Annotated in this window: 24 protein-coding genes and 1 other RNA gene; 12 read left to right on the top strand and 13 right to left on the bottom strand. The window is 63.1% G+C overall.

Annotation, left to right across the window (positions count from 1 at the left end; all coding sequences use genetic code 11):
* Positions 1 to 164: 164 nt before the first annotated feature.
* Positions 165 to 689: a DsrE family protein gene (locus HJA_RS07810; protein ID WP_035580442.1), complete on the bottom strand. Its 525-nt coding sequence runs from the start codon at positions 687 to 689 to the stop codon at positions 165 to 167.
* Positions 690 to 806: 117 nt separating this feature from the next.
* Here HJA_RS07810 and hemN point away from each other — a divergent pair, with 117 nt between their 5' ends.
* Positions 807 to 2,156, top strand: coding sequence for an oxygen-independent coproporphyrinogen III oxidase (gene hemN / locus HJA_RS07805; RefSeq protein ID WP_035580439.1), 1,350 nt, complete (start codon positions 807 to 809; stop codon positions 2,154 to 2,156).
* Positions 2,157 to 2,301: 145 nt separating this feature from the next.
* Here the strand turns inward: hemN and fghA are convergent, their stop codons facing one another.
* Entirely contained in the window at positions 2,302 to 3,147 is an 846-nt protein-coding gene (gene fghA / locus HJA_RS07800; protein ID WP_051597495.1) for an S-formylglutathione hydrolase, read from the bottom strand.
* A 161-nt stretch (positions 3,148 to 3,308) separates the two neighbouring features.
* Here fghA and HJA_RS07795 point away from each other — a divergent pair, with 161 nt between their 5' ends.
* Positions 3,309 to 4,400, top strand: a complete 1,092-nt coding sequence (locus HJA_RS07795; protein WP_035580436.1) for a glutathione S-transferase family protein — start codon at positions 3,309 to 3,311, stop codon at positions 4,398 to 4,400.
* A 107-nt stretch (positions 4,401 to 4,507) separates the two neighbouring features.
* Entirely contained in the window at positions 4,508 to 4,882 is a 375-nt protein-coding gene (locus tag HJA_RS07790; protein ID WP_051597494.1) for a rhodanese-like domain-containing protein, read from the top strand.
* A gap of 53 nt (positions 4,883 to 4,935) precedes the next feature.
* Here HJA_RS07790 and HJA_RS07785 read toward each other — a convergent pair whose 3' ends face one another.
* From HJA_RS07785 to HJA_RS07755, 7 genes are all read right to left on the bottom strand, one after another.
* Entirely contained in the window at positions 4,936 to 5,427 is a 492-nt protein-coding gene (locus HJA_RS07785; RefSeq protein ID WP_206741699.1) for a RidA family protein, read from the bottom strand.
* A gap of 17 nt (positions 5,428 to 5,444) precedes the next feature.
* Positions 5,445 to 5,762 (bottom strand): hypothetical protein, encoded by a 318-nt coding sequence (locus tag HJA_RS17955; protein WP_051597493.1) that lies wholly within the window; start codon positions 5,760 to 5,762, stop codon positions 5,445 to 5,447.
* Between the two features lie 130 nt (positions 5,763 to 5,892).
* Positions 5,893 to 6,270 (bottom strand): VOC family protein, encoded by a 378-nt coding sequence (locus HJA_RS07775; RefSeq protein WP_035580433.1) that lies wholly within the window; start codon positions 6,268 to 6,270, stop codon positions 5,893 to 5,895.
* Positions 6,271 to 6,370: 100 nt separating this feature from the next.
* Positions 6,371 to 6,898: a DUF1993 family protein gene (locus HJA_RS07770; RefSeq protein ID WP_051597492.1), complete on the bottom strand. Its 528-nt coding sequence runs from the start codon at positions 6,896 to 6,898 to the stop codon at positions 6,371 to 6,373.
* Between the two features lie 23 nt (positions 6,899 to 6,921).
* Positions 6,922 to 7,302, bottom strand: a complete 381-nt coding sequence (locus tag HJA_RS07765; protein ID WP_206741698.1) for a VOC family protein — start codon at positions 7,300 to 7,302, stop codon at positions 6,922 to 6,924.
* A 13-nt stretch (positions 7,303 to 7,315) separates the two neighbouring features.
* Positions 7,316 to 7,813, bottom strand: a complete 498-nt coding sequence (locus tag HJA_RS07760) for a thioredoxin family protein (RefSeq protein WP_051597491.1) — start codon at positions 7,811 to 7,813, stop codon at positions 7,316 to 7,318.
* Positions 7,813 to 8,919: an S-(hydroxymethyl)glutathione dehydrogenase/class III alcohol dehydrogenase gene (locus HJA_RS07755; RefSeq protein ID WP_035580429.1), complete on the bottom strand. Its 1,107-nt coding sequence runs from the start codon at positions 8,917 to 8,919 to the stop codon at positions 7,813 to 7,815. The genes HJA_RS07760 and HJA_RS07755 overlap by 1 nt, the downstream gene beginning before the upstream one ends.
* A 180-nt stretch (positions 8,920 to 9,099) precedes the next feature.
* Between HJA_RS07755 and dapB the strand changes: the two genes are divergently transcribed.
* The 7 genes from dapB (at position 9,100) to HJA_RS07725 (ending at position 14,113) form a co-directional block, all read left to right on the top strand.
* The gene (gene dapB / locus HJA_RS07750) at positions 9,100 to 9,936 is read left to right on the top strand and encodes a 4-hydroxy-tetrahydrodipicolinate reductase (protein WP_035580427.1); all 837 of its coding nucleotides are present in this window, start codon (positions 9,100 to 9,102) and stop codon (positions 9,934 to 9,936) included.
* 92 nt (positions 9,937 to 10,028) lie between these two features.
* On the top strand, positions 10,029 to 10,433 hold the full coding sequence (locus HJA_RS07745; RefSeq protein WP_035580425.1) for a PTS sugar transporter subunit IIA: 405 nt from the start codon (positions 10,029 to 10,031) through the stop codon (positions 10,431 to 10,433).
* 23 nt (positions 10,434 to 10,456) lie between these two features.
* Positions 10,457 to 10,750 carry an HPr family phosphocarrier protein gene (locus HJA_RS07740; RefSeq protein WP_035580423.1) on the top strand — a complete coding sequence of 98 codons (294 nt, stop codon included), beginning with the start codon at positions 10,457 to 10,459 and terminating at the stop codon, positions 10,748 to 10,750.
* Between the two features lie 60 nt (positions 10,751 to 10,810).
* On the top strand, positions 10,811 to 12,511 hold the full coding sequence (locus HJA_RS07735) for a M20/M25/M40 family metallo-hydrolase (RefSeq protein WP_081814595.1): 1,701 nt from the start codon (positions 10,811 to 10,813) through the stop codon (positions 12,509 to 12,511).
* 20 nt (positions 12,512 to 12,531) lie between these two features.
* Positions 12,532 to 12,895: a transfer-messenger RNA gene (gene ssrA, locus HJA_RS18370) on the top strand.
* A 92-nt stretch (positions 12,896 to 12,987) separates the two neighbouring features.
* The gene (locus HJA_RS07730; protein WP_035580420.1) at positions 12,988 to 13,632 is read left to right on the top strand and encodes a DUF5671 domain-containing protein; all 645 of its coding nucleotides are present in this window, start codon (positions 12,988 to 12,990) and stop codon (positions 13,630 to 13,632) included.
* Positions 13,622 to 14,113, top strand: a complete 492-nt coding sequence (locus HJA_RS07725; protein ID WP_035580418.1) for a hypothetical protein — start codon at positions 13,622 to 13,624, stop codon at positions 14,111 to 14,113. The genes HJA_RS07730 and HJA_RS07725 overlap by 11 nt, the downstream gene beginning before the upstream one ends.
* A gap of 19 nt (positions 14,114 to 14,132) precedes the next feature.
* On the opposite strand, the gene HJA_RS07720 is transcribed toward HJA_RS07725, so the two are convergent.
* A complete protein-coding gene (locus HJA_RS07720) occupies positions 14,133 to 14,804 on the bottom strand; it encodes a glutathione S-transferase family protein (protein ID WP_035580414.1) in 672 nt (223 codons plus the stop codon).
* 185 nt (positions 14,805 to 14,989) lie between these two features.
* Here HJA_RS07720 and HJA_RS07715 point away from each other — a divergent pair, with 185 nt between their 5' ends.
* Positions 14,990 to 16,000, top strand: a complete 1,011-nt coding sequence (locus HJA_RS07715) for an LLM class flavin-dependent oxidoreductase (protein WP_035580411.1) — start codon at positions 14,990 to 14,992, stop codon at positions 15,998 to 16,000.
* Here HJA_RS07715 and HJA_RS07710 read toward each other — a convergent pair.
* Entirely contained in the window at positions 15,997 to 16,425 is a 429-nt protein-coding gene (locus tag HJA_RS07710; RefSeq protein ID WP_035580408.1) for a hypothetical protein, read from the bottom strand. The two genes, HJA_RS07715 and HJA_RS07710, sit on opposite strands and share 4 nt — an antisense overlap.
* Positions 16,426 to 16,506: 81 nt before the next feature.
* Positions 16,507 to 17,238 carry an endonuclease/exonuclease/phosphatase family protein gene (locus tag HJA_RS07705; RefSeq protein WP_206741697.1) on the bottom strand — a complete coding sequence of 244 codons (732 nt, stop codon included), beginning with the start codon at positions 17,236 to 17,238 and terminating at the stop codon, positions 16,507 to 16,509.
* A gap of 62 nt (positions 17,239 to 17,300) precedes the next feature.
* Here HJA_RS07705 and cls point away from each other — a divergent pair, with 62 nt between their 5' ends.
* The gene (gene cls, locus HJA_RS07700; protein ID WP_035580405.1) at positions 17,301 to 18,776 is read left to right on the top strand and encodes a cardiolipin synthase; all 1,476 of its coding nucleotides are present in this window, start codon (positions 17,301 to 17,303) and stop codon (positions 18,774 to 18,776) included.
* A gap of 3 nt (positions 18,777 to 18,779) precedes the next feature.
* On the opposite strand, the gene HJA_RS07695 is transcribed toward cls, so the two are convergent.
* Complete coding sequence (locus HJA_RS07695) at positions 18,780 to 20,018, bottom strand: pyridoxal phosphate-dependent decarboxylase family protein (protein ID WP_035580402.1); 1,239 nt, start codon at positions 20,016 to 20,018, stop codon at positions 18,780 to 18,782.
* Positions 20,019 to 20,075 lie beyond the last annotated feature (57 nt).

Genomic DNA, 20,075 nt, shown 5'->3' with positions numbered 1-20,075 from the left:
GCTCAGCATGAGCGCTCTTAAAGGACGGACTCATCCTGAGCGAAGTCGAAGGATGAAGCAGCAGCGAGCAGAAGCCCGGCGCTTACGCTTGGACCTGCCTCGGGAAATCGCCGTGCGATTTCTGATCCTTGGCAGCCTGAGCGAAGTCGAAGGATGAATACCCGTCAGAACGGGTTCAGCGTGTAGCCTTGCTGCTGCAGCAGGGCGTGCGTCGACATGGCCGACAGGCCGATGGTCACGCCAGGTAGCAGATCCTCAGGCGCGATGTCCCGCATCGCGGAGGTCTGCCCGCAGAGCTCAATGGTCGCCCCCGCTGCCAGCAGCTCGGCAATCAGGCCGGCATTCGGATTGGGCGCGCCGCGCGCCTCGTCGGTCAGCAGGTCTGCACTCGCCGGCCCGTGCACGATCAGCGCGACATGCAGATTGGCCGGATCGACACCGGCGGCGGCATGCATGTTCAGGAACCGGGCCGGTGTTTCCAGACTGCGGCTGATGGCATCTTCCGGGCCGGCCTGTCCGATGTCAAATGCGACCTTCATTACCGTGTCCGCCGGCAGCTCTGTGCCCTCGATCATGGCGACCTTGCCATAGTCCGGCACCACGGTGCCCGGCTGGAACGCTTCCGGCCCGGCCAGCGCGGGCATGGCAAGGGTAAACAGGGCGGCGGCGCAGGTGGCGGAACGGATCATGATGTGTCTCCTCTTTCTGGGCAGACCCTACGCCTGACCGGGTGCGGCGTCGAGGCGCCTTTCCGTACGGGATTCTGCGTAATCCAGCAGCGTTTCAACGCTGCTAAGACCCGAAGCATGAAACAGGCATGGAAGACCTTCGCGACGCGGCCGGTTCCGCGCTACACCAGCTACCCGACAGCGGCGGATTTCTCTCCGCGCGTGGCGGCAGAACAGGCAGCTGTGTGGGCAGCCTCCGTCAATCCGGATGAGCCGGTCTCCGTCTATATGCACGTGCCCTTCTGCGAGAAGCTCTGCTTCTATTGCGGCTGCGCGACCAGCGTGCCGAACGGCTACCGCCGCATCGCCACCTACCTGGAAACCCTGCATCAGGAGATCGACCTCTGGGCAGCAGCACTGGGTCCGCATGCCGGCATGGCGCACCTGCATTTCGGCGGCGGCTCGCCGAACGCGCTCTCGGCCGAAGACTTCAAGGGTCTCGTCGCCCACGCGATCGACGTTTTTGGCGCACGGCCGGATATTGAAATCGCCGTGGAAGTTGACCCGCGCACACTGACGCCCGACTTCATTCAGGCTATGGCGGATGCGGGTGTCAGCCGGGTCAGTTTCGGCGTGCAGACCCTGGCCCCGAAAGTGCAGGAAGCGGTTGGCCGCATCCAGCCGAAAGACCTGCTGGTGGATGGCATCGAGCGCCTGCGCGCCGTGGGCATCCACGCCATCAATATGGACCTGATGTACGGCCTGCCCTTCCAGACGGTGGAAGACGTGGTCGAGGCCGCGCGCTTCGCCGCCGAGATGGGTGCGGCGCGCGTCTCCTTCTTCGGCTATGCCCATGTGCCCTGGTTCGCCAAGCATCAGGCCGCCATCGATGAAGCGGCCCTGCCAGGCCTTGAGGAACGTTTCCGTCAGGCAGAAGCTGGCGCCGCCGCGCTCACCGGCGCCGGGTTCCATGCCATCGGCCTCGATCACTTCGCCGCGCCGGACGATCCGCTGACCCGCGCGGCCCGGGCCGGCACGCTGCACCGGAATTTCCAGGGCTATACGGACGATCCGTGCGAAACCCTGATCGGTATCGGCTCGACAGCGATTTCGCAGTTCCGGCAGGGATATGTCCAGAACTTCAAGGCGCGCACGGCCTGGGCCGCCGCCATCGAAGCCGGCCGCCTGCCGTCAGAGCGCGGCATCGAGCTGACCGACGACGACCGGCTGCGCGCCCGCGCAATCGAAAAGCTTATGTGTCAGCTCTGGGTGGATGTGGACGCAACATGCCGCGAGATGGGCGCGGCACCGGGGGCGCTGGACGACGCCATGGAGACGGCCCGCTTCCTGCAGTCTGCCGGCCTTTGCCGGATTGATGGCAATGTCGTCAGTGTACCGAAGGAAGCCCGGCTCCTGCTGCGCACGGTCGCCCAGAGTTTCGATGGCCGGTTCAAACCGGTCGAAGCGCGCCACGCCAAGGCGGTCTAGCGCGCAACAGGTTTCGCAGGTGCCTCGTGTCCCCACGAGGCAGTCATGCAAGGCCGGGTGCATGCAGGGCATCAGGGAATCGGCTGCGCATGAACCCCGCTTACCCAGCGGGGCCTGCGAACGCTTTCACCGGATAGCCGAAAGATCAGCCCTTCAGGCCGGCCGCGTGGTGGGCGATGTGCTCGTCCATGAAGGTGGCGATGAAATAGTAATCGTGGCCGTAGCCTTCGCGCATCCGGTAATCCAGCGCCTGCCCATTGGCCATGCAGGCGTCGATGAAGATTTCCGGCTTCAGCTCCTTTTTCAGGAAGGTGTCTGCTGTGCCGGTGTCGACCATGATGCGCGCGCGGCTCTGGCGTTCCTTGACCAGTTCGGTTGAGTCGTACTGTTCCCAAGCCACCGAGACCGGGCCGAGATAGGCCTTGAACGCCTTCTGACCCCACGGCACACGTGCCGGGCTGGTGATCGGGCTGAAGGCCGAGCAGGTCTTGTAGGTTTCCGGATGCTTCAGGTGCAGGGTGATCGCGCCATGCCCGCCCATGGAGTGGCCGAATATCCCCTGCTTTCCCATGTCGGCATTCTTGATCTCTGCCGCGACGAGCTTTGGTAGCTCGTCGGTAATGTACTGGTCCATCTTGAAGTGCTTCGCCCATGGCTCTTGCGTGGCGGTCAGGTAAAAGCCTGCACCCTGACCAAGGTCATAGGCCTCGTCGTCCGGCACGCCCTCGCCGCGCGGGCTGGTGTCCGGCGCGATGACCATGATGCCATGCTCTGCCGCGGCGCGCTGAAGGCCGGACTTTTCCATCACATTGGCCCAGCTGCAGGTAAGGCCGGAGAGGTACCAGAGCACCGGCACCGGGCCGTCCGCGGCCTGCGGGGGCGTGTAGACTGCAAACCGCATCGCGCAGCCCAGCAGGCTGGACTCATGATCGTACACGGAGAGGTTTCCGCCAAAGGATTTCCAGGATGAGACAGTCGTGATCTGGGTCATGGGCGCGTACAGGGTCCTGAAGCTGGAAGTGAATGAACTGTTCCACGGGCAACACGATTGGGAAGCCCGCGTCAAGGACTGCTGTTCCCCGGGCGTCAGCCTTGCCCCCACCGCCGATCCTGCGGCACAAAGCCTGCCACAAAGGGACAAGGAAGCACATCATGCCGGATTACACGCTCTACGGCGCCGAGGTCAGCTATTTCACCGGCAAGGCCCGTGCCTATCTGCGCTGGCGCGGGGCGGACTTTGAGGAACAGGTCGCCACGCAGGAGGTCTACCGCGACATCATCCTGCCGAATGTCGGCTGGCCCGTGATCCCGGTCATGAAGATGCCGGATGGCACCATCGTGCAGGACACCGCCGACATCATCGAACAAGTTGAGGCCGCAGAGCACCGCCAGCCGCCCGTCCTGCCTGCCACGCCGCTCCAGCGTTTCGTCGCCCTCCTGCTGCAGCTCTATGGCGACGAATGGCTCACCCTGCCCGCGATGCACTATCGCTGGACCTATAATGAGGACTGGGCCTATTCCGAATTCGGCGCCCTCTCGGCGCCGCAGCTCAGCCGACCGGAACAGTATGAGATCGGCAAGAAGAACGGCCAGCGCTTCAAAGGCGCGCTCCCGATCCTCGGCGTTCATGCCGAGACCATTCCCGGGATCGAGAAAAGTTATGAAGCCTTTCTCGGCGAATTCTCCCGCCATCTGGAAGTGCACCCCTTCCTTCTCGGCGAGCGGCCCTGCCTCGCTGACTTCTCCCTGATCGGCCCGCTCTATGCGCATCTTTACCGCGACCCGAAATCCGGCGAGCTGATGAAGCTGCTCGCCCCGGCCGTCGCCGAATGGGTCGAGCGGACCCATGCCGGGGAAGCCGGCACGGGCGACCTCGCCGCCGATGACACAATCCCCGAGACGCTGCTGCCCATCCTGCAACGCCAGATGCGCGAACAGCTTCCGGCGCTGACGGCGACGAACGAATTGTTCGCAGGCTGGGCCGCGGACGCCTCTTCCGGCACGCCGGTGCCCCGCGCCCTCGGCCAGATCAGCGTCAGCATCGAAGGCCATGCCGGTCCGGCGGCGGCGCGCAGCTTCCCGCTCTGGCGGCTGCAGGCCGTGCTGGATGCCTATGGGGAGATGGACGCCGATGCCAAGGCCCGCGCCGATGAGCTGCTCGGGGCCATCGGCGGTACGGCACTTGCCGGTTTCCAGCTTCCGGCCCGCCTCGCACGCAAGGACTGCCGCCTCGTCCTCGCCTAAAACGGGCTGGCCTGACCGCGCAGCCGCTTCTGTCGCAGGCGACGCACCTTTGGCCGGGTCATGCCCGGTGCTAAATCTCCTGCCGTACTGGCAGAAAGGCGCGCCCCATGGGATTGTTCGACAAGCTGTTCGGCGGCGGCAAGCCTGCCATTCCCCAGATCGACCCGGCAGAGGCCAATGCCCGCCTGCGCAAGAAGCAGCTGGTCCTGGTGGATGTGCGCACCGAAAGTGAGTGGCAGGACGGCGTCCCGAAAGGCGCGCACACAGTCACCCTTGGCGATCCGCGCATGGTCGACACGATCTATGGCTTCCTGAAGGAAGATGCCTCCGCGCCGGTGGCCGTGATCTGCCGGTCGGGCATGCGTTCCGGCCGGGCGGCAAAGCTGCTCGCCGGGGCCGGCTTTACGAATGTCAGCAATGTGCGCGGCGGCATGATGGCCTGGACGGCGGCAAACCTGCCGGTGAAGCCCTACCGGAAATAGGATGGCAGAAAACGGCCCGGCAGGAGGTTTCCCGCCGGGCCGGAGAGAGGCTTTTACTGCCTGATTGCCATACACTCGATCTCAAGCGCCGCGCCGATGGCGAGACCGTTTGCGCCAAAGGTCGAGCGCGCCGGTTTCGGGCTTGGCAGCGCAGCGGAATAGGCCGCGTTCATTTCGCCAAAGTCCGCCATGTCGCCGAGGAACACCTGGCACTTCACGACATCCGACAGGTCGGCGTCGAACTCGGCCAGCGTACGTTCGATATTCTCGAAGATCTGGCGCGTTTCCGGCCCGGCGCCGCCCGGCACCAGCTCATTCGTTGCCGGGTCGATGCCCAGTTCGCCCGACAGGTAGATCGTGTCATCCACCCGCACGGCCTTGGAGAAAGGCAGGTCCATGCCGACCTTCGCCACGCCGGTGAAATGTTCGATTTCCGGCGTCGAGGTCGCCTCGATACCTTCGACATCGGCGATCACGCAGCCGCCAAGGGTCATCATGGCAGCTGCCAGCGCGGCAAGGCCGCCTGTCCTGAACATGGGTTTCATGCAAGTCTTTCCTGTTGTCAGTGGATCCATCTGGGGCGTTCTTCCTCGCCCGCTTCGTTTTCCTCGTCCTCGGAATAGGACGTGAACTGAATGTCATAGCCGAAGGGTTCATTATCGGCTGGCTCGTCGGGCTCTGTCATGAAGACCTGCAATTCGCCGTCCGGCCGGAAGCCCAGCCGCTCGCCGATGGCGACGATCATGTCGGCGGCCTCTTCGGCGTCCGTCGCCCAGACTTTCATGGCCATGATATAGCGCCCACATTCGGTCTCGAACTCCGCATTCGGGGCGAACACTTCGCCATCGGCGAGCAGGGTAAAATGCGTGAACTCGGTCATGGGCGGCCTACCCTTCCTGCGGCCCGGGTGCGGGCCGTTTGCAGCTTTTGCCTGCGGACAGGTTACATAAGGTCGGCCCAATGCGAAACCGCCCCTTCCGATTTGGAAGGGGCGGCTCAGCGGTTTGCCTTTATCCGCGGCACATTGCGCAGAGCTTGTTGCCGTCCGGATCGCGCAGATAGGCGAGGTAAAGCTTCATGCCGCCGCCTTCGCGCCAGCCCGGCGGGTCTTCGATCGGCGTGCCGCCAGCCGCTGCGCCGGCCGCATGCCAGGCATCGGCCTCAGCCGGGTCTTTCGCCGCAAAGCCGATCGTGCCGCCATTGGCATGCGTTGCCGGCTGGCCGTCGATCGGCGGGGTCACCAGGAAGGTGCCGCCATTGTGCAGGTAGATCAGGCGGCCCTTCGGGTCGGTGATCGCTTCCTTGCCGCCGATGGCCTGGAACACGGCGTCGTAGAACGTCTTGGCTTTTGCAAGGTCGTTGGTGCCGACCATGACGTGACTGAACATATTTGTTTTCCTCCAGATGAGTTGGGTATGTCTGCCCCAGCTGGACCGGCGGCGCCAGAAGAATTCCGGCCTCCCGCCGCGTCAGCTGGCTGTTTTGTAATCAGCCGGCGGCTGCGGCCAGCAGCGGACGCAGATGGCTCATATAATCCACCTTGCCGATGCCCAGCCCCTTAGCCCGCAGGATGTCGTAAGCCGTGACGAAGTGGAAATAGAAGTTCGGCGTCAGCCACTCGTCGATATAGTCCTGTCCGGACATGGACAGCGTCGGCATGCCCGGCAGCTCGAGCGTGGTCTTGCCTTCGGCGAAGCTTTCCTTCGTGTCGGTCTGCGCCTCGATCCGGGAGATCGTTTCGGCGACGAGCGCCTGCAGGTCGGCAAAGCTCGCCTTGTCGCTCTCGAATTCCTTCACCGGCACACCGTTCAGCTTGGCCAGCAGCAGCTCCGCCTGACGGCATGTGAACCAGACCTGGTTTGGCAGCGGCAGCATGTCGTCGGCCAGCCGCGCCGTCAGCAGCGCCTTCTTCTCCGGATCCTCCGGCAGCAGCTCCGCCTCGGCCCGGCCGAGAATGTTTCCCAGCGTGACCAGACGTGTACGGTAAATATCGAGATTGCGTTTAACGATGCCCATCCGGAATTCCTCCCTCTCAGATGTCAGTCCGCCTCAAAAGTGAAGGCGCAGATCTTGTTGCCGTCCGGATCGCGCAGATACGCGCCATAGGCATTGTTCGGCGCATTGGCGCGCCGGCCGGGCGGGCCGTCGCAGACCCCGCCATTGGCACAGCCCCCCGAATGGAAAGCATCGACGGCGGCCTTGGTCTCCGCAAAGAAGCTGATCGTTCCACCATTTGCCGAGGTGGCAGCGTCCCCATTGCGGGGCGGACCGACGACAAAGGCATTTCCGTCCCGGCGATAAAAGCGCAGCGGCCCGCGCGCCTCCCCTTCCAAGCCAAGCCCGCCAAGCGCCGCGTCGTAAAACTTGGCCGCCCGCTCCGGATCATTGGTTCCGACCACGATATGCGTAAACAATGGCATGGGCCCCGCCTCCTCAGTCTTTGCGCCAGCGCTCTGCAAATTCCAGCATGCGGGCGCGATTATATCCCTTGCCCTCTTCCAGCTCGGCCGTCCCCTGCGAGGCGAGGAAGCTGCCATCGGCGTCCAGCACATAGAAATGCGGATAGCCTTCGGCGTCCGGAAAGGCGCCCAGGAATTCCGTGTTCGGATGCTCGCGGCTGAAATTGACCTTCACGATCATGAAGCTCTCGCCGAACGCCTCACGGACATCGGCATTGTCTTCCAGATACTTGTCGAGGATCTTGCACCAGACGCACCAGTCCCCGCCGACCTCCAGCAGGATGCGGCGGCCATCCGCCACCGCGATTGCCTGCTGGACATCGGCTGCCGGATCGGCGGTCTCGTTATACGTCTCCGACAGGTAGAGCTTTGCTTCCGGCGCCGTTTCCGCCTGTGCAGAAGCCCCTGCCGAGAACAGAGCCAGCCCCAGCGCCGCCGCGCCAAGGTAACGACGCACGCCGAGGCCCCGCATCAGTAAACCACCACGCTGCGGATGCTCTCGCCGGAATGCATCAGGTCGAAGGCGTCGTTGATCTTGTCGAGCTTCATGACGTGCGTGATCATCGGGTCGATCTGGATCTTGCCGTTCATGTACCAGTCGACAATCTTCGGCACGTCGGTGCGGCCCTTGGCGCCGCCGAAGGCCGTGCCGCGCCAGTTGCGGCCCGTCACCAGCTGGAATGGCCGTGTGCTGATTTCCTTGCCGGCCTCGGCCACGCCGATAATGATCGAGGTGCCCCAGCCGCGATGGCAGCATTCCAGCGCCTGACGCATCACATCCGTGTTGCCGGTACAGTCAAAGGAATAGTCGGCGCCGCCATCGGTCAGCTCGACAAGGTGGGCGACGACGTCCTTGGTCTTCTTCGGATTGACGAAGTGCGTCATGCCGAATTTGCGGCCCCACTCTTCCTTGCTGTCATTGATGTCGACGCCGATGATCTTGTCGGCGCCTGCCATCTTCGCGCCCTGCAGCACGTTGAGGCCGATGCCGCCAAGGCCGAACACGACGACATTGTCGCCCACCTGAACCTTGGCCGTATTGGTCACGGCGCCGACGCCCGTGGTGACGCCGCAGCCGACATAGCAGGCCTTGTCGAAGGGCGCGTCGGTGCGGATTTTCGCGACCGCGATTTCCGGCAGAACGGTGAAGTTCGAGAAGGTCGAGCAGCCCATGTAATGGTAGATCGTCTGGCCCTTGTAGGAGAACCGGCTGGTGCCGTCCGGCATCAGGCCCTTGCCCTGCGTCGCGCGGATCGCGGTGCAGAGGTTGGTCTTGCCCGAGAGGCAGCTTTTGCACTGGCGGCATTCCGGCGTGTAGAGCGGGATGACGTGGTCGCCCGGCTTCACGCTGGTGACGCCTGCGCCAACTTCGCGCACGATGCCCGCGCCTTCATGGCCGAGGATGCTCGGGAAGATGCCTTCTGAGTCCAGCCCGTCCAGCGTGTAGGCGTCTGTGTGGCAGATGCCCGTGGCCATGATCTCGACCAGAACTTCGCCGGCCTTCGGGCCTTCCAGGTCAAGCTCGACGATTTCGAGTGGTTTCTTCGCTTCAAAGGCGACGGCGGCGCGGGTTTTCATGTCGGGAAACTCCTCGATGTATAAATGGTGTATTCACGGTCCATACATGGTGTTCTTCATGGTGGAACCGCGGACAGAGACGCGCGGAACATTTCAGCTTCGCTTACCCGGCGCAAGGGCGGACTCCCGTCAATTACGCATACCCGTTCCCCTGTGCCGAAACCCGGTTATAAGGGCGCCATGACTGACCAGACTTCCGATTCCTTCGCCGTTGCCATTGCAGGTGTAGCCGGCCGCATGGGCCGCCAGCTGGCGGCTGTGTCCCACCGCCACGGGCTGACGGTTGCAGGCGGCACAGAAGTCGCCGGATCGCCGCATCTGGATACCGACATCGGGGAGCTGGCAGGCCTGCCGAACCTCGGCGTGAAGCCGTCATCCGACCCGGTCATCGCGGCAGCCAAGGCCGATGTCTGGTTCGACTTCACCCGCCCCGCCGCCACGATCGCGGCGCTGGAAGCGCTGAAACATACGCCTGTACGTGTTGCAATCATTGGCACAACCGGCTTTTCGCCCGCCGAGGAAAAGGCGCTGGAAGCCGCGGCCGGAGACCTCGCCATCGTCAAGTCCGGCAGCTTCGCGCTCGGCATCAAGCTGCTGGAAACCCTGATCCGCCGCGCGGCCGCCAGCCTCGGTCCGGACTGGGACATCGAAGTGCTGGAAACTCACCACAACAAGAAAGTGGATGCCCCGTCCGGCACGGCGCTGATGCTGGGCGAAGCGGCCGCCGAAGGGCGCGGCGCCTCGCTGGATGACCTGCGCACCGGCCCCTATGATGGTCCCGACGCGGCCCGTGAGCGTGGCAAGATCGGCTTTTCCGTCCGCCGCATGGGCGGGGTAATCGGCGAGCATTCGGTCAGCTTCGGCTCCGACACCGAAATCGTCACGCTGAGCCACACATCGCTGGACCGCGCGATGTTCGCGGAAGGTGCAATGAAAGCAGCGTTCTGGGCTCTTAACCAAAAGCCCGGCCTCTACAGCATGGACGATGTGCTGGGGCTTTCGGGCAACGGCAGCTGAGAAAGCGACACACCGCACAGCTGAATCCGGGTTGACGGCCATACTCGCCATGGCAGCATGACAAATTCGTCACGTAACCCGAAAGGACGGGCATGATCGGCATTGTCGTCGTCAGCCACGGCAAACTCTCGAAGGAACTGGTCGCTGCGACGGAACACGTCGTGGGCGAACAGATGCGATTCAAGTCGATTTCCATCGAGGCAGAAGACGATATTGAGGCCCGGCGCGAACAGATCCGCGATACGGCCAAGGCCTGCGATGTCGGCCTGGGGGTCATCATCCTCACCGACATGTTCGGCGGCACGCCGTCCAACCTGGCCATGTCGATCATGAGTGCTGGCAATATCGAAGTCATCTCGGGCGTGAACCTGCCCATGCTGATCAAACTGGCCGAAGTGCGCGACGAACTGCCACTTGGCGAAGCGGCCCAGACCGCCGCAGATGCGGGCCGGCGCTATATCAATATCGCCTCCGAACTCCTCGCCAAATCGAATTGACCCGGAGCCCTGTGCAGAACGCCGTGACCGAAGCCCGCCAAAGCGTGACCATTGTGAACCGCAAGGGCCTGCACGCGCGCGCGTCTGCCAAACTCTCCAAACTGGCCAGCGACTTCCAGGCCACCGTCATCGTCAGCCATGACGGCCAGGAAGCCGACGCCCGCTCCATCATGGACCTTCTGATGCTGGTCGCCGCGCAGGGCTGCGAAGTCGAACTTGCCGCCAATGGCCCGGACGCCGCAGAAGCGGTCACCGCTATCGCCAGCCTCATCGCCGACGGCTTCGGCGAACGCGGCGAGAGCGATGTGCTTTACTAACCCCCTCACCTATCCCACCGGCCGGACGCCCGGCCACGCAAATCCTGAAGAGTAGCGCAAATGATCAGAGCGATTTTGGCATCCGCAAGTGCAGGCATGATTTTGATGGCCTGCACACCAGCCCCCGATACGGACGTCGCGGCGGACACCTCCACGATCAGCCCTGAGAGCCCCATCAGCACTGAAAACATGTCCGAGACGGTGAAAGTGCTCGCCTCTGATGAATTCATGGGCCGCGCGCCCGGAACCGAAGGCGAGACCAAGACGGTCGCCTACCTGATCGAGCGCTTCAAGGACCTCGGCCTTGAACCCGGCGGACGGAACGGAAAATGGACCGATCCCGTCACCCTCAAACACTCCGTCGTGAACGATATTCGGACATTGAATGTCAGCCAGGGCGACACAGAGATCCCGCTCCGGCAGGGGCTGGACATCAATATAAGCTCCCCCAATCCGCGCGAGGACATCGCCATAGCGGATGTGCCGATCGTATTTGTCGGTTTCGGCGCCAGCGCGCCCGAGCGTGACTGGGACGATTATGGCGACATGGACCTGACCGGAAAGGTGGCGCTCTTCCTCGTAAACGACCCGGATTTCGGTGTCGCGGAAGACGACCCGGTCGCCGGCGTCTTCGGGGGCCGCCGCATGACCTATTATGGCCGCTGGGCCTACAAATATGAGGAGGCCGCTCGCCGCGGTGCGGTTGCCGCCTTTGTCATCCACGAAACCAAGCCTGCCGGATATGGCTGGAATGTTGCCGCGTCCTCACCTGGCGAGAATTATACCGTTGCCAGCAACGGCCCGGCAAAACCAGCGCTCGACCTGCGCGGCTGGCTGCATGAGGACATGGCCCGCCAATGGCTGACGCAGGCCGGATACGATCTGGACGAATTGAAAACCGCCGCCCGCAAGCGCGACTTTCAGGCGTTCACCCTGGATGACCTGCGCTTCAATGCGGATCTGGGTCTGTCTGTGGAAACGGTCGAAAGCCAGAATGTTCTCGGCAAAATTACCGGGACCAAGCGGCCCGGCGAAACCGTCATGCTGTCCGGACATTGGGATGCCTTCGGCATCGGCATTCCGGATAAGCAGGGCCGCGTCGTGAGGCCCGGCGCAAACGATGATGCGCTCGGTCTTGCCGGCATCATGGAAATTGCCCGCAACATGAAGGCCCGACCGGCGCCTGAGCGCACGGTCGTTTTCGCTGCCTGGACAGGCGAAGAGAGCGGCCTGCTCGGCTCGGAAGCCTACGCGCAGGACCCGATCTATCCGCTCGAAACAACTGTCGCCAATCTGACGCTGGACATCCTGCAAACGGCTGGCCCGGCAAAAGATGTCATCCAGGTCGGCGAAGGCCAGAGCGAGCTTGAGGAGATGATGGCCGCCGCAGCAGCAAAACAGGGTCGCACGGTGTCTCCCGAAGGCTTGCCGGAGAACGGCCTGTTCTATCGCGCAGACCACTTCTCCCTCGCCCGCCGCGGCGTGCCGGTGCTGCTGATCATGGGAATTGCCGGCGGACCGGACCTCGTGGACGGCGGCCGGGAAGCCGGGATCGAATGGGTCGCGGACTATATTGCCAACCGCTACCACAATCAGAACGACGCCTGGGACCCGGACTGGGACCTGCGCGGCGCGGCGCAGGATGTGGAACTGTTCCTGGACCTGACCGAGGACCTCGCCAATTCCACCGCCTGGCCCGACCTGAAGCCGACATCGGAATTCAAGGGCCTGCGTGACGAGAGCGCCGCCGCACGGGACTAAGCTTTCCCAGTTTCATCGCCCCCCTTTCATCGGCGGTCCTCTGCCCCTATATTGGAAGGGTCTACGGACTATGGCGATAAACGCGCGTGTAATAAGCGGCTCGGACCCGGGGGCGGTACCCGGCGGCTCCACCAAAAGCAGGTTCAGGCCTTTTCACCGGGCCTGTTTCTGACGGGGCCGAAATAGGATCGACGGACGTGTAAAGACGAGGCCTTCGCCGGATTGGGCCCCCTCAGAAGCCCAAATCAACATAGTTGCAAACGACAACTTTGCTGAAGGTGAACTGATGGCTGCGTAAGCAGTCGGATGATTACCGAACTTAACTCCTAGGGCTTCAGACCCCTAGGCGGGGCCCGGAGGCGCCTGGCAACAGAAGCCTCCACTTTCCCTCCCGAATTGCTTGCAAAGCGAGGCGCTCCGGCTCAATCTCAGCGTGTGCAGGACATGCCTCTGAGCAGGCAGGGAGGAAACCGCCAATGGCGAACAGCACGCTGACTCAATTCGTGAAAGAAGCCCTTGAAAAAGGACAGGACCGGAGCGGCATCCGTTCGGCGCTCCTGACCGCTGGCTGGCGGGAACAGGAAGTCGACGAAGCGCTCGAGGCCTACTCCGATGTCGCCTTTCCGGTCGCTGTACCGAAACCTTCGGCCTACCTCTCGGCGCGGGAGGCGTTCTTTTACCTGCTCTTTTTCATCCTGCTTGGCGTCGTCGCCTTCAATCTCGGCTCCCTCCTGTTCGCCCTGATCGACAAGGTCGTACCGGACCAGCTGGAGAAAGAAAGCTATCGCGCCGGAATGCTGGACAGCCAGATTCGGGGCGCGATTTCCGGCCTGATCGTCGGTACCCCCCTCTTCCTGTGGCTGGCCCGCATCCTCCTTAAGGCCCGGGAAGAAAACCCGGCCCTGCAAAGATCCCGTATTCGCAAATGGCTGATTTATATCAGCCTGGTCATCGCCGGCATGGTTCTGGTCGGAGACGCGATCTCCCTTGTCTACAACTTCCTGAACGGGGAACTGACCTGGCGCTTCACCCTGAAGTCGCTGGTCGTCGCAGCGATTGCCGGCGGCATCTTCGGATACTTCATCACCCATGCCGAACAGGACGAAGCCAATGGCCTATAGCCAGCACACGCTCTATGGCGGCGCCCTGGTCGGCATCATCGTTGCCGCCTGTGTCGCGGGAATTGCGATCACCGGCGGACCGGGCGAAGCCCGCAAGGAAAAGGAAGACCGGGCCCGGGCCACGGCCATGGCCGGAACCGCCGTCGCACTCGCCTGCTATTATCAGGAATTCGGGGACATCCCCGAAGACCTGACAATTGTCGAAGCAGAGTTATCGAAGGCAGCGTCTCCGGCGAAACAAACAAATGTATGCGCGATGGCCGATATTCAGAAAGATCCGATATCGGATGAGTATTTCCGCCTCAAACGGGAGGCAGGCGAAGTGACCCATATCTGCGGCGACTTCGCGACGGCATTTCATGACAGCGGCAACTACCTGGTCTATTCGTCCCGCTATGTCGTTCCGGATCTCGGCGAAGCGCGCGAGACACCAGGCGAGCATTGCTACGAATTGAACCTGTCTGCCAAGATGGAATACTGACCCGCTTGGAGCAGGTCTCCTAGAGAAGGATGGTTCCCTTCCCGTCTTTCTCCATGGCGCGCTGATAGGACGGTGTTTCGCGCATCTGTTTCAGGAATCGGTGGGCGTTCGGGAAGTTCGCCTCGTCCATACCGGCGCGGTGGGCGGCCAGTTCCATGGAATAGCCCATCACGATGTCGGCCGCGGTCAGGTTTTCCCCCGCGAACCATTTCGTCTGGCCAAGCTGCTTCTCGATTTCGCTCATCAGGGCGGTCAGGCGCGGCGTGAAGAAGGCTTTGTCCAGACCGCCGACCAGCGCTTTCGCCACCGGCCGCATCAGGAAGGGCGCTCGCATGGTCATCGCCGTCATGACGAATTTGTTCGTCAACAAGGGTTGAAGGCTGCCCTGGGACGTGTGGAACCAGAACAGGTAGCGCGCCCGGTCCGGCGTGCCCGGCGCGGGGCGGAGGCGCCCGTCATCGTGCAGGTCGCAGATATAGTCGACAATGGCGTTGGTCTCCGCCATCGCGGTGCCATCCACGGTAATTACCGGCGCGGTGCCAAGCGGCGAGATCGCCTTGTATTCCGCCGGGGCGAGTCGTGTTTGCGGGTCCCGGTCATAGAGCTTTACCTCATAGGGTACGCCCAACTCCTCCAGCAGCCAGAGGATGCGGATGGACTGGGATTTCTCCAGATGATGCAGCGTGATCATGGCAGAGCCTTTCGAGGCAGGAACACAAACGAGTTTATTACGATTTGGCCGGGCCGCCAGATGTGTTCACGCAAGGTCAGGTCCCGGAAAAAGCGGGTTCGCTTGCAGTCTCCCCGCGTCAGCAGGGGTACCGGCTTGCCTGTTGCGGCCCCATATTGCCGCTTCAAGGCAGAGGAGCCAGGCTGATGATCCCCTATTCGGTGCTCGATCTTTCCCCCGTCCCCGCCGGCCATACGGTGGCCGAGGCCCTCGCCAATACGGTGGACCTTGCCCGCCATGCAGAACGCCTCGGCTATCGCCGGTACTGGATGGCTGAACACCACAACATGACCGGCATCGCCTCGGCGGCGACCTCCATCCTGATCGGACATGTGGCGGGAAAAACCTCGACCATTCGGGTCGGCGCGGGCGGCATCATGCTGCCGAACCATGCGCCGCTGATGGTGGCCGAACAGTTCGGCGCGCTGGCAACGCTCTATCCGGACCGCATCGATCTTGGCCTCGGCCGCGCCCCCGGCACCGATCAGGCCACCATGCGCGCCCTGCGCCGGGGCATGCAGAACGCAGACAATTTCCCGCAGGACGTTGTCGAGCTGCTGGGCTATTTCCAGCCTGCCGAGCCAGGCCAGCAGGTTCAGGCCGTTCCTGGTGCCGGCACGCATGTGCCCGTCTGGATGCTCGGGTCCAGCCTGTTCGGCGCTCAGCTCGCCGCCCATCTCGGCCTGCCCTATGCCTTCGCCTCGCATTTTGCGCCGGACGCGCTGGAACAGGCAGCTGAAATATACCGGGCACGTTTCAACCCCGGCGTCACCGACAAGCCCTGCTTCATGCTGGCGATCAACGTGTTCGGCGCGGACAGCGACGCCGAAGGCATGCGGCTAAAGACGTCCATGCAGCAGGCCTTCATCAATCTGCGCACCGGACGGCCGGGGCCGTTGCCGCGGCCGGTCGACGACATTCACGACATCGCTCCGCCCGAACTGGTCGCACAGGTCGACCGGGCGCTCCGGATCTCGGCCTCGGGCAGCCCGGACAAGGTGGAGGCGGAACTCTCCGCCCTGATCGAGCGCCACCGCCCGGACGAGGTGATCCTCACCGGCCAGATCCACGATCACAGTGCGCGGCTACGCTCGTTCGAAATTGCCGCAGAAGCGATGCAGGCTATCGGCGTAAAATCCGGCGCTGCAGCGACCTAGTTCTCCATCCGGTCCATCTCGGCACTGATCGTATCCATCAGCTCCGGATGCTCTGACTGGATGCGGATCATGGATGTTGCAATGCGTCCCTGCACCTGAACCAGTTCGGCATATCGCCCGCCGAAAATCTGCATGCCTTTGACGCCGGAAATCTCGCCGTCCAGTTCTTCAGACATCTGGTTCAGGCCATCGACGGCGACCTTGATCTTCTTCGCGGCTGACTTGGCGCTCGCCTCGTCGTCCACCCCTTCCAGCGCGTCGGCGATGCGCGTCATTTCATTGATATAGGCTTCGCCGATGTCCTTTGCGGAAGACTTCGCCGTGATGTCTTCCCCGGTCTTGCCCTGCACATCGTCCTTGCCGCCGCAGCCGCTCAGCACCAGTGCGGCCGCGAGGCCTGCCGCTGTCAGAAATCCTGTTTTCATATCGCGTCCCCTTCGACTTGCGTTCAGATCGCGAACATAGACCATGACTGGCGGCAGGAATATGGCGACGAGCGGCGCTGGTCAGGCCAGCTCCATTTCCGCTGTCACATTGAGATGGTCGGAACAGATTTCCGGGCCGGGCTGGTACTGGCCGAGCGCCAGTGCCGGTCCGGTCAGGATGTGGTCATAGTCCCGCAACGGCCGCCACGAGGGATAGGTCGGCTCCGGCTGCCGGTCGAAACGGGCGTGCATCTTCTCAAGAAATGCCTCGGCCGGGCTCGCATGCAGGCTGCAGTTGAAGTCCCCCATCACCACCCAGCGGCCATTGCGCGGAAGGTGGCGGGAGAGAAAGTCCAGCTGCAGCGCCTGGTCACGGCGGCCAAGGCTGAGATGCACGCAGGCAACGTCAAAGCGCGTTTCCGCTTCCACTGTCGCGATCAGGCAGCCGCGCCCCGGTACACGGCCCGGCAGTTTCAGGTCTCGCACATCCGACAAGGGAAACCGGCTGAGGATCGCATTGCCATGCCGGGAGATGCCCCGGATAACCCGGTTTTCCTGGATCGCCAGATGGTCATGCCCAGAGCGCGCCGCAATCGCATTGGCCTGACAGCGATACCCTGCCCGCCGGCCGCCAAGGTCCACTTCCTGAAGGCAGACAAGGTCTGTCTCGCGGAGGGTTTCGGCGATGGTTTCGAGCGTGTCCGCCTTGGCCGGCGTATGAAACACCTGCCGGTGCGCCCGTGTCAGGTAATCCGAGAAGCGGGCCGTTCCGATGGCGGCCTGAATGTTCCAGGTGAGCAGTTTCAGAGGCACGGTCTTCCTTTGGCGGTTCGGACAGGACAAGGTAGGGCGTCACGCATTGTCAGGCTGGACAGATGATTCCTCTTCTCAGTTCCATACCCTTTCTCGTGCACTTCTCGCTTTCGGTGCTTGCGGCAGTGCGCCTGCTTTACCGCAAGCTGGCGGTGAACACGACCCTGGTCTGGCTGTTTCTCCTGTTCGGCCTGCCTGTGGTGGGTGTGGTGCTTTATATCCTGTTCGGGGATCACCGACTGGGCAGGCAGCGGATGCAGATGAGCGAGCGCCTGCGCAGTTTCTTCATGCAGGTATTCAGCATCGACGCGGCCAGTATCCCGCCCGACATTGCCCGCATTCCCCGCTATGCAGCCCTGTCCCGCTCAATCCAGGCCGATACCGGCTTTCCGGTCCTGACGGGCCTCTCCCCGGCCTTTTATGCCGATGCCGGGGATCTTTATGCGGCCATGCAGGCCGATATTGATGCTGCGTCAGACAGCATCTTTCTGGAATTCTACATCCTCGATCCGGCCGGCCGCGTCGCCGATGTGCTGGCAGCGGTCGAACGCGCAGCGCTGCGGGGTGTGGACTGCAAGATCCTGGCAGACGATTTCGGTTCCAAGGCCCTGTTCCGGACCCACTGGCCAAAGCGCCTGCGCAAGGCGGGTGTCCGGATCGTCCGTTCCCTGCGGGTCAATCTGTTCTCTTCCTTCTTCCGCCGGTCAGACCTTCGCAATCACCGCAAGATCCTCGTCTGCGACCAGCACGTCGGCTATGTCGGCAGCTACAATCTGGCGGATCCGAAACTGTTCAAGGCGGATCGCGGGGTCGGCGAATGGGTCGACATGATGATGCGCGTGGAAGGCCCGGTCGTCGATGCGCTGAAATCGGTCTGCCTGTCCGACTATCTGTTCGACAGTGTCGGCCACCAGATTGGCCGGGCGGACCTCAATGCCCTGACCATCAAGCGCCGCGACGAAACCGCGGCCAGCCTTGATGCCGGCACGCCCGTCAGCATGCAGGTGCTGCCCTCCGGCCCGGAAATGCGCAATTCGACGATCTACGAAGTGTTCGTCTCCGCCATCTTCAGCGCGCAGCGGCGGCTGCGCATTGTCTCGCCCTATTTCATTCCGGATCCCGCGGTTCAGCTGGCGCTGGTCTCGGCCGCCAAACGCGGGATCGAGGTCGAGATCATCGTGCCCGAACGCCTCGATTCCCGCCTCGCCCAGTTCGCCAGCCAGTCATCCTACAGGGAGCTGCTGCGCGCCGGGGTACGCCTGATCCGGTATCGCGGCGGCCTGCTGCACACAAAGCTGGTTCTGGTCGATGACGAGATCGCCCTGTTTGGCACGCTGAACATCGATGTCCGCAGCTTCCACCTGAATCTGGAACTCACCATGGTCATCTATGATGCCGCGACGAGCGCCACGCTGTGGCAACACTCAGATGCTTATCTGGCAAACAGCACGCCGCTGGATCTCGACGGATGGGAACAGCGCCCGGAATGGCACAAATTCCTGGAAAACATCCTCCGCCTCGCCAGCCCGATCCTTTAGGCCTCAGCTGTAGCGCGCTTCCACTTTCGGGTCGTCGGCACCTGCTTTGACCGCCGCGAGGCTTGCTTCGAGATCGGCGAGATAGGCATCGGCCACATCGGCATGCTTGGGGCTCAGCATCAGGTGCAGGCTCGGCGGTTCCTTGGTGACGGAGGTAAACCAGCCGCGCCGGAAGATTTCGCCATATACCGCGAAGGCATGGGCATCCGGATGGTAAAAGGCCATGAGGCCGAGCATCGGATTGCCGACAATTTCAAAGCCGAGCCGTTTCACCCCCTCTTCGATCTTTTCGCGCGTCGCGCAGACCTGCCCCTGCAGGCGCTTGTAGCCTTCCACGCCCAGCGTGTTCATCACGCCCCAGGCCGCAGAGATCGCCCCGCCCGGGCGGGTGCCCGCCAGCGTCGGCGTCTTCATCGGCGCCCCGCTCCAGCCAGCCATGTCGAACGGCATGAAATTGTAGAGTTCTTCCGAGCGGAACAGCACCGTCGAGGCACCCTTGGCGCAATAGCCATATTTGTGCAGGTCGGCGCTCATCGAATGGACGGCCGGGACTTCAAAGTCGAAGGCCGGTACCGGCACGCCGTTCATCCGCGCAAACGGCGCGAAATACCCGCCGACGCAGGCATCGACATGCAGCCAGACACCCTTCCTGGCCGCCACGTCGCCCAGCGCTTCAATCGGGTCGATGATGCCATGCGGGAAGTTCGGCGCCGAGCCGACCATCATCACCGTCGCCTCATCCACTGCCTCGCCCATCGCGGCAGGGTCTGCCTCGTAGCTGCCATCGGTCTTCAGCGGCACGCGGCGGATCTCGATGTCCATCAGGTGCGCGGCCTTGTCGAAGGCGAGGTGCGCCGACTGCGGCAGCACAACATTATGCCCCTCGCGCGGCTTGCCCTTTGACCGCGCATAGTCGCGTGCTGTCTTCATCGCCATGGTGATCGAATCCGTGCCGCCGGACGTCATCGCCCCGGTCGCCCCCTCCGGCCCGTGCAGCAGGCCGAGGCCCATGCCGATCACTTCCTTCTCCATCTGCGCAAGGCTCGGGAAAGCCATCGGACCCAGGCCGTTCTCGGCCATATAGAGCGTGTAGGCTTCCTGCTGGACCTGTTCGACATCATGGCCCGCATTGAAGACGTAAACAGCCGTGCGCCCGTCGCGCCATTGCGCATCGCCGCCGCCGCGGCTGATCATTTCCTGACGCACATCCGCCCAGTCGCGTCCCTTTTCCGGCATCTGCATGGCTGTTCCTTCACTCCACTGTCTCTCTGGCGTGAAACCTAGGCGGACCGCTCTGTC

It is taken from the genome of Hyphomonas jannaschiana VP2 (assembly GCF_000685215.1).
Classification (GTDB): domain Bacteria; phylum Pseudomonadota; class Alphaproteobacteria; order Caulobacterales; family Hyphomonadaceae; genus Hyphomonas; species Hyphomonas jannaschiana.
This window is presented reverse-complemented; position numbering and strand designations above follow the sequence as displayed.

Excerpts from the sequence above, each read along its gene's own strand:
- HJA_RS07810 (WP_035580442.1), bottom strand. The coding sequence starts at position 689 with ATGATCCGTTCCGCCACCTGCGCCGCCGCCCTGTTTACCCTTGCCATG.
- dapB (WP_035580427.1), top strand. The coding sequence starts at position 9,100 with ATGACTGACCAGACTTCCGATTCCTTCGCCGTTGCCATTGCAGGTGTA.
- HJA_RS07720 (WP_035580414.1), bottom strand. The coding sequence starts at position 14,804 with ATGATCACGCTGCATCATCTGGAGAAATCCCAGTCCATCCGCATCCTC.
- HJA_RS07730 (WP_035580420.1), top strand. The coding sequence starts at position 12,988 with ATGGCGAACAGCACGCTGACTCAATTCGTGAAAGAAGCCCTTGAAAAA.
- HJA_RS07725 (WP_035580418.1), top strand. The coding sequence starts at position 13,622 with ATGGCCTATAGCCAGCACACGCTCTATGGCGGCGCCCTGGTCGGCATC.
- HJA_RS07745 (WP_035580425.1), top strand. The coding sequence starts at position 10,029 with ATGATCGGCATTGTCGTCGTCAGCCACGGCAAACTCTCGAAGGAACTG.
- cls (WP_035580405.1), top strand. The coding sequence starts at position 17,301 with ATGATTCCTCTTCTCAGTTCCATACCCTTTCTCGTGCACTTCTCGCTT.
- fghA (WP_051597495.1), bottom strand. The coding sequence starts at position 3,147 with ATGACCCAGATCACGACTGTCTCATCCTGGAAATCCTTTGGCGGAAAC.
- HJA_RS07710 (WP_035580408.1), bottom strand. The coding sequence starts at position 16,425 with ATGAAAACAGGATTTCTGACAGCGGCAGGCCTCGCGGCCGCACTGGTG.
- HJA_RS07765 (WP_206741698.1), bottom strand. The coding sequence starts at position 7,302 with ATGCCATTGTTTACGCATATCGTGGTCGGAACCAATGATCCGGAGCGG.
- HJA_RS17955 (WP_051597493.1), bottom strand. The coding sequence starts at position 5,762 with ATGACCGAGTTCACGCATTTTACCCTGCTCGCCGATGGCGAAGTGTTC.
- hemN (WP_035580439.1), top strand. The coding sequence starts at position 807 with ATGAAACAGGCATGGAAGACCTTCGCGACGCGGCCGGTTCCGCGCTAC.
- HJA_RS07755 (WP_035580429.1), bottom strand. The coding sequence starts at position 8,919 with ATGAAAACCCGCGCCGCCGTCGCCTTTGAAGCGAAGAAACCACTCGAA.
- HJA_RS07785 (WP_206741699.1), bottom strand. The coding sequence starts at position 5,427 with ATGAAACCCATGTTCAGGACAGGCGGCCTTGCCGCGCTGGCAGCTGCC.
- HJA_RS07790 (WP_051597494.1), top strand. The coding sequence starts at position 4,508 with ATGGGATTGTTCGACAAGCTGTTCGGCGGCGGCAAGCCTGCCATTCCC.
- HJA_RS07735 (WP_081814595.1), top strand. The coding sequence starts at position 10,811 with ATGATCAGAGCGATTTTGGCATCCGCAAGTGCAGGCATGATTTTGATG.
- HJA_RS07715 (WP_035580411.1), top strand. The coding sequence starts at position 14,990 with ATGATCCCCTATTCGGTGCTCGATCTTTCCCCCGTCCCCGCCGGCCAT.
- HJA_RS07760 (WP_051597491.1), bottom strand. The coding sequence starts at position 7,813 with ATGCGGGGCCTCGGCGTGCGTCGTTACCTTGGCGCGGCGGCGCTGGGG.
- HJA_RS07770 (WP_051597492.1), bottom strand. The coding sequence starts at position 6,898 with ATGGGCATCGTTAAACGCAATCTCGATATTTACCGTACACGTCTGGTC.
- HJA_RS07795 (WP_035580436.1), top strand. The coding sequence starts at position 3,309 with ATGCCGGATTACACGCTCTACGGCGCCGAGGTCAGCTATTTCACCGGC.
- HJA_RS07695 (WP_035580402.1), bottom strand. The coding sequence starts at position 20,018 with ATGCAGATGCCGGAAAAGGGACGCGACTGGGCGGATGTGCGTCAGGAA.
- HJA_RS07775 (WP_035580433.1), bottom strand. The coding sequence starts at position 6,270 with ATGTTCAGTCACGTCATGGTCGGCACCAACGACCTTGCAAAAGCCAAG.